Origin of the sequence: Bradyrhizobium forestalis (assembly GCF_002795245.1) — a bacterium.
Lineage (GTDB): Bacteria > Pseudomonadota > Alphaproteobacteria > Rhizobiales > Xanthobacteraceae > Bradyrhizobium > Bradyrhizobium forestalis.
Map to the genome: position 1 here is coordinate 1 of NZ_PGVG01000085.1, position 9,548 is coordinate 9,548.

Consider the following 9,548-nt stretch of genomic DNA (forward strand, 5'->3'; position numbering starts at 1 on the left):
AAATACGCTATTCTGGTGCCGCATGGCGGGGACCTCCTTCCGTGTCTCGAACGTGTGCGAAGCGCTCGAAACACAGAAGAATCCACGTCATGCACCCTGTCCATAACAATCGAACCGGACAGCCGTGGGACAAGCCCGGGCATGACGACCTGCTACCTTCGCTCGCTCGCGCCCATCTCGGCCGAGCTCTTGGCTTCCTGCGCGAGTTCGGCGGAGAGCGCTGCGGTCTGGGCCGGGGTGCCCCAGCTTGGCTCCTCGCTGCCGTCGCCCCAGTTGCGCGGCCGATAGAAGGTGTGCACGCCGGTCTTGTACATCTTCTTCATCTCGGCGACCCAGGACGGGCGGACCCAATAGGCGTGGTAGTGCGTGGACTTGCCGACCTCGGGCAGCCAGACCTGGCCGTCGAGCATCGCCTTGGAGATCTTCTTGGCGCGCTCCCACATTTCGGGCTCGCGGATCACGTCTGGATTGTTGTCGCAGGCGAAGGTGAACTGGCAGGCGAAATGGCGGTACTTGTTCTGATAGACCACGCCGCACACGGTGTCGGGATATTTGCCGGAGAACACGCGGTTCATCACCACCTGCGCCACCGCGATCTGGCCGCGCACGGCCTCGCCGCGGGATTCGAAATAGACGGCTTCGGCGAGGCACTTCTCGGATTTCGCGCGCGACTTGTCGTCGAGTGCGAGCCGCTCCGCCGGCGATCTGGCGCGCTGGTTGTCGGCGTTGACTTCGCCCTTCGGCGCAACGCTCTCGCCGCTCTCGATGTCCTTGACGATCTCCGTCGTCGGCGGGGTCAGCGAGGCCGTCACCTTCATGTCGGGGTCGGGCATCACGATCAACGGCTCGGCGCCGGGCTGCCAGCTCTCGATGCTCTCGAGATTGCCGCCGAGCGAGGAGCTGCCGAAGAACAGGCTCGAGGTCTTGACGCTGAAGGGATCGCGCGCCGGCGCGGCGGCCTGCTTCAGCGCTTCCAGCGGCTGCACCGCCAATGAACGCGCGACGTCGCTCGCCTGCGGCGGTTTGGAATATTGCGGCAGCGGCGGCGCGCGCAGCGCTTCCTGGAGCTCGGGGTCGAGCGCGGCCGCGGATTCCGGCGACATCGCCTGAGGCAATGCAGCGGTCTTGGCGCCGAACACCGAGCTGTTCGACGTCGCGGGATCTTGCTGTGCCGGTGCCGCCGCTGGCGCGACCGTCTCGGGAGCCTGCATCGGCGCGATGATTGCGAGGCGATCACCCTTCAGGGAGCGATCGACCTTGGGAAAGTCGGCAGCCTGGTAGCGCGGCGGCGCCTGAAGTGCGGGATTGCGGCTGATCGCGCCGGTGACGTCGCGGCCGTCGAGGCTCGCGAGCCGAACCATCGCGCTCTGCGGTGCGGAGGTGCCGATCGGCCGCGAAAAGCTGTAGGTGGCGAGCTGGATCGAGGACGCCGCGGAGAACACCTGCTTCTGCCAACGCTCGGCGACGCCCGGTTGGCGCGCCAGCAGCGAGGCAATGTCCTGATAGCCGGTCTCTCTCGGCATCAATGCGAAGATGCAGAGACCGATGCCGAAGGACGCGAACCGCGCGCCCTTCGGATGGTTACGCAACACTGACATCGATACGCTCACGCTACGCTTACGCTCGTCCGATCGAACTCAGTACATCCGTGCAATTCGATCTTTATCGTGAGTATCCAATTTAGGTTGCCGGGGCGTTAATCCGCGTTGCGCATACGGCACACTCAAGCGATTGCAGGTATTTTCACGGGGTCATCGCGCGTGTTGGTAAATGCCGGCCGACGTGAAGCGGTAAACAGTCGGTCAACGCGAATGGTGAAGGAACTCTTGATGGCGCGTATCATTACGGGACGCTTGCGGTTCCGTTGTCGGCGTTTTCGCAAAGTGCATCCACACCACAGCTGTCATGCCCCGCGAAGGCGGGGCATCCAGTACGCCGCGGCTTGTCGATTCTATCACTGCCCTCTCGGAGTACTGGATCGCCCGGTCAAGCCGGGCGATGACATCGAGTGTGTGGCGAGCGCATCCCACAAACGCGTCATTGCGAGGAGCACCTGCACGAAGCGATCCAGAGTGTCTCCGCGGTGAGATTCTGGATTGCTTCGCTGCGCTCGCAATGACGGCGTGGAGACAGCGTTGCACAAAACGAAAAGAGGCGGGGCTTGGCCCCGCCTCTTCACACTCACTATTTCAGTTCGCCTTACGCCTGGCTCGCGATCTCCTTGCCGAGCGCGGCTTGCGCCGCTGCAAGGCGTGCGATCGGCACGCGGTAGGGCGAGCAGGAGACGTAGTCGAGACCGATATGGTGGCAGAAGGCGACGGAGGCGGGATCGCCGCCGTGCTCGCCGCAGATGCCGACCTTGAGCTGCGGGCGCGTCTTGCGGCCGCGCGCGACGCCGATCTTGACGAGCTCGCCGACACCTTCCTGATCGAGCGCGATGAAGGGATCGACCGAGAGGATGCCCTTCGCCACGTAGGGACCGAGGAAGCTCGCCGCGTCGTCGCGGCTGATGCCATAGGTGGTCTGGGTGAGATCGTTGGTGCCGAACGAGAAGAACTCGGCCGACTGCGCAATCTCGGCCGCGAGCAGACAGGCGCGCGGCAACTCGATCATGGTGCCGACCTGATAAGCCAGCTTGGTGTTGGTGTCGCGCATCACCGCCTGTGCGGTCGCATCGATCCGCGCCTTGACGAGATCGAGCTCGGCCTTGGTCGCGATCAGCGGCACCATCACCTCGAGGCCGACGGCCTTGCCGGTGCGCTTCTGCGCCTCGACCGCCGCCTCGAAGATCGCGCGGGCCTGCATCTCGGCGATCTCCGGATAGGCGATCGCGATACGGCAACCGCGGAAGCCGAGCATCGGATTGAACTCCGAGAGTTCCCGGGCGCGGTCCGCCAGGCGCCGCGGGTCGGTGTTCATGGCGCGCGCCACTTCCTCGACTTCGGCATGGGTGTGCGGCAGGAACTCGTGCAGCGGCGGGGCAAGCAGCCGGATCGTGACGGGCAGGCCCTTCATGATCTCGAACAGCTCGACGAAGTCGGCGCGCTGCATCGGCAGCAGCTTGGCGAGCGCGGCACGGCGCGACTGCTCGTCCTCGGAGAGGATCATCTCGCGCACCGTGCGGATGCGCGTCTCTTCGAAGAACATGTGCTCGGTGCGGCAGAGGCCGATGCCCTCGGCGCCGAACTTGATCGCGGTGCGCGCGTCATCAGGCGTGTCGCCATTGACGCGGACGCCGATCTTGCGGACCTGATCGGCCCAGTTCATCAGCGTGCCGAACTCGCCGGACAGCTCCGGCTCGATCATCGGCATGCGGCCGGAGAGCACCTGGCCGAGCGAGCCGTCGATGGTGATGACGTCGCCGGTCTTGAAGGTGCGCGAGCCGATGCTCATGGTGCCGCGGCCGTAATCGACGCGGATGGTGCCGCAGCCGGAGACGCAGGGCTTGCCCATGCCGCGCGCGACCACCGCCGCGTGCGAGGTCATGCCGCCGCGGGTGGTCAGGATGCCTTCGGCGGCATGCATGCCGTGGATGTCTTCGGGGCTGGTCTCGATGCGGACCAGAATCACCTTGCGTCCGTCGCCCTGAAGCTTGGCGGCCTCGTCAGAGGAGAACACGATCTCGCCGGAGGCCGCACCTGGCGAAGCCGGCAGGCCGGTGGCGATCACGTCGCGCTTGGCGTTGGGATCGATGGTCGGATGCAAGAGCTGGTCGAGCGAAGCCGGATCGATCCGCGTCACCGCTTCCTTCTTCGAGATCAGGCCCTCATTGGCGAGCTCGACCGCGATGCGCAGCGCCGCCTTGGCGGTGCGCTTGCCGCCTCGGGTCTGGAGCATCCACAGCTTGCCCTGCTCGACCGTGAATTCCATGTCCTGCATGTCGCGATAGTGCTTCTCGAGCAGCGTGTAGATCCGCGTCAGCTCCTTGAAGGCCTCCGGCATCGCCGATTCCATCGACGCCTTGTCGGAGCCCGACTCCTTGCGCGCCTCCTCGGTGATGTCCTGCGGCGTGCGGATGCCCGCCACCACGTCCTCGCCTTGCGCGTTGATCAGGAACTCGCCGTAGAGCTTGCTCTCGCCGGTCGAGGGATTGCGGGTGAAGGCAACGCCGGTCGCCGACGTCTCGCCCATGTTCCCGAACACCATGGCCTGCACGTTGACCGCGGTGCCCCAGGATTCCGGAATGTCGTGCAGCTTGCGGTAGGTCACCGCGCGCGCGTTCATCCAGGATGAAAACACCGCGCCGATCGCGCCCCAGAGCTGGTCGTGCGGATCCTGCGGGAATTCCTTGCCGGTCTCACGCGCGACCGCGTCCTTGTACTTGCCGACCAGCTCGACCCAGTCCTCGGCGGACAGATCGGTGTCGAGCGTGTAACCCTGGCCGTCCTTGAAGGTGTCGAGGATTTCCTCGAAGTGATGATGCTCGAAGCCGAGCACCACGTCCGAATACATGGTGATGAAGCGGCGATAGCTGTCATAGGCGAAGCGGCGGTCGCCCGACAGCTCGGCCAGCGCTTCCACGGTCTGGTCGTTGAGGCCGAGATTGAGCACGGTGTCCATCATGCCCGGCATCGAGGCGCGCGCGCCTGAACGCACGGAGACGAGCAGTGGGTTCTTGGTGTCGCCGAACACCTTGCCGGTCAACTTGCCGACATGGTCGAGCGCCTTCTCAACCTGCGCCTGCAGTTCTTTCGGATAGGTCTTGTCGTGCGCGTAGAAGTAGGTGCAGACCGAGGTCGGGATGGTGAAGCCCGGAGGCACCGGCAGGCCGAGATTGGCCATCTCGGCGAGGTTGGCGCCCTTGCCGCCAAGCAGGTCACGCATTTCCGAGCGGCCCTCGGCCTTTCCGTCGCCGAACGTGAACACCCATTTGCCGGCCTTGGCCGCTGCGGGCGCCGCCTTGGCGGGCGCAGCCTTCTTCGGCGCGGGCTTCGCGGCGACTTTCGGCGCAGCTGCCTTGGTCACGGCCTTTGCCACTGGTTTTGCAGCGGGCTTCCCACTGGCCTTGGCGACCGGCTTCGGCGCGCTCTTGGCCAGCGCCTTGCGGGCTGGCGGCGCAGCCTTCGCGGCGGCGGAGGACTTTGATTTCACTGGCATTTTTTTAGGCTTCGAGGCGGCTTTGGCCATAGCTTGCACACAACCTGCGAGAGGAATGGGAAATCGCGGGCCTTACACCATTTTGGGCGGGCCCGCGCAAGTCGAACAGTTCCGAAAAGTGAACGCCTAGAAGCGGAGCCACTTCAGGAGCCCGAGCCCGATCGCGCCGTTGACGATGAGGAAGATCGCGACAATCAGGTTGAGAAGCCGCGGCATGATCAGGATGAGCACGCCCGCAATCAACGACAGGATCGGCGAAATGTGGGCGACGGTGATGTGCATGAACAATCTTTCTGTGGAGGTGAGGCGAATCGCGCGCGGATCATAGCCGGCCAGGTTCCGGGAGTAGAGATGCGCAAGACGCGCCACAAGTTCCCGGCACCCACGAAAACTGCCCGAAATTGCCGCGAATACGGCAGGCCTTTTCCCGGAACATTGGCTTTAGGCACGCATTGGCAACCAGTCGCGCCACTGGCGCGTCCCGCAGAATCATGTCGAAGGAGTTTTGCATGCGGAACAGGATTCTTGCTCTTGCAGCGCTCGCGGCCGCGATCGGCTCGCCCCTGGCGGCGCAGGCGCAAAGCACGGTCGGACGTGCACCCGCCGTGGTCGACAGCGGCCCGACCATTGCCGTCGAACAGCGGCCGGCCTTCCGCGACTATGTCGTCGAACAGCGTGTCCCCGCCTTCCGCATTCCGGATCGCGTGGTGGTCGGCGCCACCCTGCCCGAGAGCGGCATCACCTATTATGACGTGCCGCAACGCTTCGGTGCCACGACCTATCGCTATACCGTCGTGAACGGCGAAACCGTGCTGGTCGAGCCGCGCTCGCGCCGCATCGTCGAGGTGCTGGACTAAATTCTCGTTTGGACGCGTTTTCGTCGCGCGAAGCGGCATCCACTTCGCTTGAAAACGCTGACGTTCCATTCGATGTCCGGCGCGTCACATCAGGCTGGCGCGAACAGTGTTAAATCGGACATCAACCCTGCCCGGTCTCCCCCCGCCGGGCGGGGCTTTTTTGTGCGCCCGTCACTCTCGTGTCCCGGCTCTGCAGCGCACCGCTGAAGAAGCGCTGCGCTGCGTCCGGGGCACGAGAGCCGCGATACCGCGCCTCAATCCTGGATCTTCGAGAAATCCGCTACCGCACGCGTGGCGCTGCGGATCTCGTTCAGCAGCTTCAGGCGGTTCTCACGCACCTTGGCATCGTCGTCGTTGACGCGAACCTTGTCGAAGAACGCATCGACCGGCGGACGCAGCTTTGCCATCGCGCTCATCGCCGCAGTGAAGTCCTCCTTGGCGACGGCAGCGCTGGCTTCCGCCTTCACCTCGCCGATCGCCCTGGCCAGCGCCCTCTCCTCAGCGAGGCTGTAGAGCGCAGCATCCGGCGCGCCATCGAATGAACGCTTGTCCTTCTTCTCCTCGATCGAGAGGATGTTGCCGGCGCGCTTGGTGCCGGCGAGCAGGTTCTTGCCGTCGTCAGAGTCGAGGAATTTTCCGAGCGCCTCGACGCGGCGGACGACCATGAGGAGATCGTCCTGGCCGCCGAGCGCGAATACGGCGTCGACGAGATCGTGCCGCGCGCCCTGCTCGCGGAGCTGGACTTTGAGGCGGTCGGCGAAGAAGGCGAGGAGTTCTCGGCCAAGGCCACTAAGTTTTGCATTCAAATCATCAACTGAAAGGCTGATGCCCTCATCAGCCAAGGCGCGACCATCGATCTTCAGCTCACCGCCATAGTTGACGTACTTAGATACGCTTCTCACGCGGCCGATGATCTCCAAAATTTTCGCGTTCCCCAAGTCAGACCATATTAGGAACGCCGCGCGGGCTATCGGCCTTTGCAGGGACATGCGGATCGAATTCTGAGTCAGGAGTCTTATTACGCCCAAAGCGGCTCTTCGGAGCGCGAACGGGTCCTTCGACCCCGTTGGCTTTTCATCAATCTCCCAAAATCCTACCAAAGTGTCGATCTTGTCTGCCAGAGCCACGGCAACACTCAGGGGATCAGACGGCACACGGTCGGCCGGCCCCTGCGGCTTATAATGCTCTTCGCAGGCCGCGGCGACAGACGCATCCTCGCCTTGCGCCAGCGCGTAGTAGCGGCCCATCAGGCCCTGCACCTCGGGGAATTCGCCGACGACTTCGGTCAGCAAGTCGGCCTTCGCCAGATGCGCAGCGCGTTTCGCCTTCTCGACATCTGCGCCGACCAGCGGCGCGATCTCAGCGGCGAGATCCTGAATGCGTCTGATACGCTGTGCCTGTGTCCCAAGCTTCTCGTGAAACACGATCTGCTCGAACTTCGGCAGCCGGTCCTCGAGCTTCGTCTTCAGGTCGGTCTCGTAGAAGAACTTCGCATCCGACAGACGCGCGCGGATGACGCGCTCGTTGCCAGCGATGATGGTGCTGCCGCCATCGGTCGCCTCGATGTTGGCGACCAGGATAAACTTATTAGCGAGCTTGCCCGTCTTGGGGTCGCGCACCACGAAGCACTTCTGGTTATTGCGGATGGTAGCGCGGATCACTTCCGCGGGCGTCGTCAGGAACTCCGGTTCGAACGAGCCCATCAGCACGACCGGCCATTCAACGAGGCCTGCGACCTCGTCGAGCAGGTTCTGGTCCTCGACGAGTTCGAAGCCTTGCGCGAAGGCGAGCTGCTTGGCGTCGGTGAGGATGGCGTCCTTGCGGCGCTCGGGGTCGAGCACGACCTTGGCGTCAAGCAGTTTTGCTTCGTAGTCCTCGAAGCGGCGCACGTTGATCGCCGCCGGCGCGAGGAAGCGGTGGCCGTAAGTGGTCTGGCCGCTCTCGATGCCGTTGACCTCGAACTTCACGACATCGGGCTCTTCGGTCTCGAGCCCGAACGTCGCGGTGATCGCGTGCAGCGGACGCACCCAGTTCAGCGAGCCGGGCTTGCCGGAACGCGCGCCCCAGCGCATCGATTTCGGCCAGGGGAAGGTACGGATGATGACGGGCAGGATTTCCGCGAGCACGTCGATGGCGTCGCGGCCGGGCTTCTCGATCAGTCCGATGTAAAAATCACCCTTGGGATCGCGCTGGATCTTGGCTTCGTCCAGCGACTTCAGACCCGTCGCTTTCAGAAAGCCCTGCACGGCCGCATCGGGCGCACCGACCTTCGGTCCGCGGCGCTCGGTCTTGAGATCAGGCTGACGCGCGGGAATGCCATGCACCGTGAGTGCAAGGCGGCGCGGGGTCGCGAAGGCTTTCGCGCCCTCGTAGACGAGCCCTTCGGCGACGAGCTTGTCCGTGACCATGCGGCGCAGATCGTCGGCCGCCTTGGCCTGCATGCGCGCGGGGATTTCTTCCGAGAACAGTTCAAGCAAAAGATCGGGCATCAGGCCGCTCCGCCCGCTTCAGTATGGATCCAGGCCTCGCCACAAGCCTTGGCCAGCTCGCGCACGCGCAAAATGTAGCTCTGCCGCTCGGTCACGGAGATCACGCCGCGGGCATCGAGCAGGTTGAAGACATGGCTCGCCTTGATGCACTGGTCATAGGCCGGCAGCGCCATCAGGTGCTGCTTGCTGTTGCCGCCTTCGCGCCAGCCGGCGTCGAGGTATTTTTTGCAGGCCGCTTCGGCCATCTTGAATTGCTCGAACAGCATCGCGGTGTCGGCGTATTCAAAGTTATGGCGGGAGTATTCCTGCTCCGCTTGCAGAAAGACGTCGCCATAAGTGACCTTCTGTTCACCATCGCGGCCGTTGAAATTGAGGTCGTAGACGCGGTCGACGCCCTGCACATACATCGCGAGGCGCTCGAGCCCGTAGGTGAGCTCACCCGCGACAGGGGCGCATTCGAAGCCGGCGACCTGCTGGAAATAGGTGAACTGGGAGACCTCCATGCCGTCGCACCAGCACTCCCACCCCAAGCCCCAGGCGCCCAGCGTCGGGCTCTCCCAATCGTCCTCGACGAAGCGGATGTCGTGCACGGCGGAATCGATGCCGATCGCCGCGAGCGACTTCAGGTACAGATCCTGAAGGTTCGGCGGCGACGGCTTCATGATCACCTGGAACTGGTAATAGTGCTGCATCCGGTTCGGATTCTCGCCGTAGCGGCCGTCCTTGGGCCGGCGCGAGGGCTGCACATAGGCCGCGTTCCAGGGCTTTGGCCCGAGCGCGCGCAGGGTGGTGGCCGGATGGAAGGTGCCCGCGCCCATTTCCATGTCGTAGGGCTGCAGGATGACGCAGCCCTGCTCGGCCCAGAACCGCTGGAGCGCGAGGATGAAGCCCTGGAACGAGCGTTCCGGGCGCATATGGGCGGGCAATGAGGCGTCCATCGTCAGATCAGGCTCTCGCGGGGGGTTTTGAATCGCGCGGGACCGTATCGACGGCGGGGATGGGAATCAAGGCAAAGGGGGCTTCTTACCTCTCCCGCTTGCGGGAGAGGTCGGCGCGAAGCGCCGGGTGAGGGTTCTGTCCTCTGGGGGTTCTCGCTTGTGGAGAG

Annotated in this window: 6 protein-coding genes; 1 reads left to right on the forward strand and 5 read right to left on the reverse strand. The window is 64.2% G+C overall.

The features are described from left to right. Nucleotides 1-152: 152 nt before the first annotated feature. The 3 genes from CVM73_RS38290 to CVM73_RS38300 all read right to left on the reverse strand — a co-directional run bounded on the left by CVM73_RS38290 (nucleotide 153) and on the right by CVM73_RS38300 (nucleotide 5,379). On the reverse strand, nucleotides 153-1,598 hold the full coding sequence (locus CVM73_RS38290) for a cell wall hydrolase (protein ID WP_167407302.1): 1,446 nt from the start codon (nucleotides 1,596-1,598) through the stop codon (nucleotides 153-155). A 601-nt stretch (nucleotides 1,599-2,199) separates the two neighbouring features. Then, nucleotides 2,200-5,127, reverse strand: a complete 2,928-nt coding sequence (ppdK, locus tag CVM73_RS38295) for a pyruvate, phosphate dikinase (RefSeq protein ID WP_167407303.1) — start codon at nucleotides 5,125-5,127, stop codon at nucleotides 2,200-2,202. A 96-nt stretch (nucleotides 5,128-5,223) separates the two neighbouring features. Continuing rightward, entirely contained in the window at nucleotides 5,224-5,379 is a 156-nt protein-coding gene (locus CVM73_RS38300; RefSeq protein WP_008562090.1) for a DUF3096 domain-containing protein, read from the reverse strand. A 227-nt stretch (nucleotides 5,380-5,606) separates the two neighbouring features. On the opposite strand from CVM73_RS38300, the gene CVM73_RS38305 reads away from it, so the two are divergent. Then, nucleotides 5,607-5,954, forward strand: a complete 348-nt coding sequence (locus CVM73_RS38305) for a DUF1236 domain-containing protein (RefSeq protein ID WP_167407304.1) — start codon at nucleotides 5,607-5,609, stop codon at nucleotides 5,952-5,954. Between the two features lie 254 nt (nucleotides 5,955-6,208). Here the strand turns inward: CVM73_RS38305 and glyS are convergent, their stop codons facing one another. Next, nucleotides 6,209-8,443 carry a glycine--tRNA ligase subunit beta gene (gene glyS, locus CVM73_RS38310; protein WP_100236885.1) on the reverse strand — a complete coding sequence of 745 codons (2,235 nt, stop codon included), beginning with the start codon at nucleotides 8,441-8,443 and terminating at the stop codon, nucleotides 6,209-6,211. Continuing rightward, entirely contained in the window at nucleotides 8,443-9,381 is a 939-nt protein-coding gene (locus CVM73_RS38315; RefSeq protein ID WP_100236886.1) for a glycine--tRNA ligase subunit alpha, read from the reverse strand. Before CVM73_RS38315 ends, glyS begins: the two co-directional genes overlap by 1 nt. Between the last annotated feature and the right edge of the window lie 167 nt (nucleotides 9,382-9,548).

Bases quoted from the DNA above. Each gene is read 5' to 3' on its own strand.
- CVM73_RS38300 (WP_008562090.1), bottom strand. From the start codon at position 5,379: ATGCACATCACCGTCGCCCACATTTCGCCGATCCTGTCGTTGATTGCG.
- CVM73_RS38305 (WP_167407304.1), top strand. From the start codon at position 5,607: ATGCGGAACAGGATTCTTGCTCTTGCAGCGCTCGCGGCCGCGATCGGC.
- CVM73_RS38290 (WP_167407302.1), bottom strand. From the start codon at position 1,598: ATGTCAGTGTTGCGTAACCATCCGAAGGGCGCGCGGTTCGCGTCCTTC.
- glyS (WP_100236885.1), bottom strand. From the start codon at position 8,443: ATGCCCGATCTTTTGCTTGAACTGTTCTCGGAAGAAATCCCCGCGCGC.
- ppdK (WP_167407303.1), bottom strand. From the start codon at position 5,127: ATGGCCAAAGCCGCCTCGAAGCCTAAAAAAATGCCAGTGAAATCAAAG.
- CVM73_RS38315 (WP_100236886.1), bottom strand. From the start codon at position 9,381: ATGGACGCCTCATTGCCCGCCCATATGCGCCCGGAACGCTCGTTCCAG.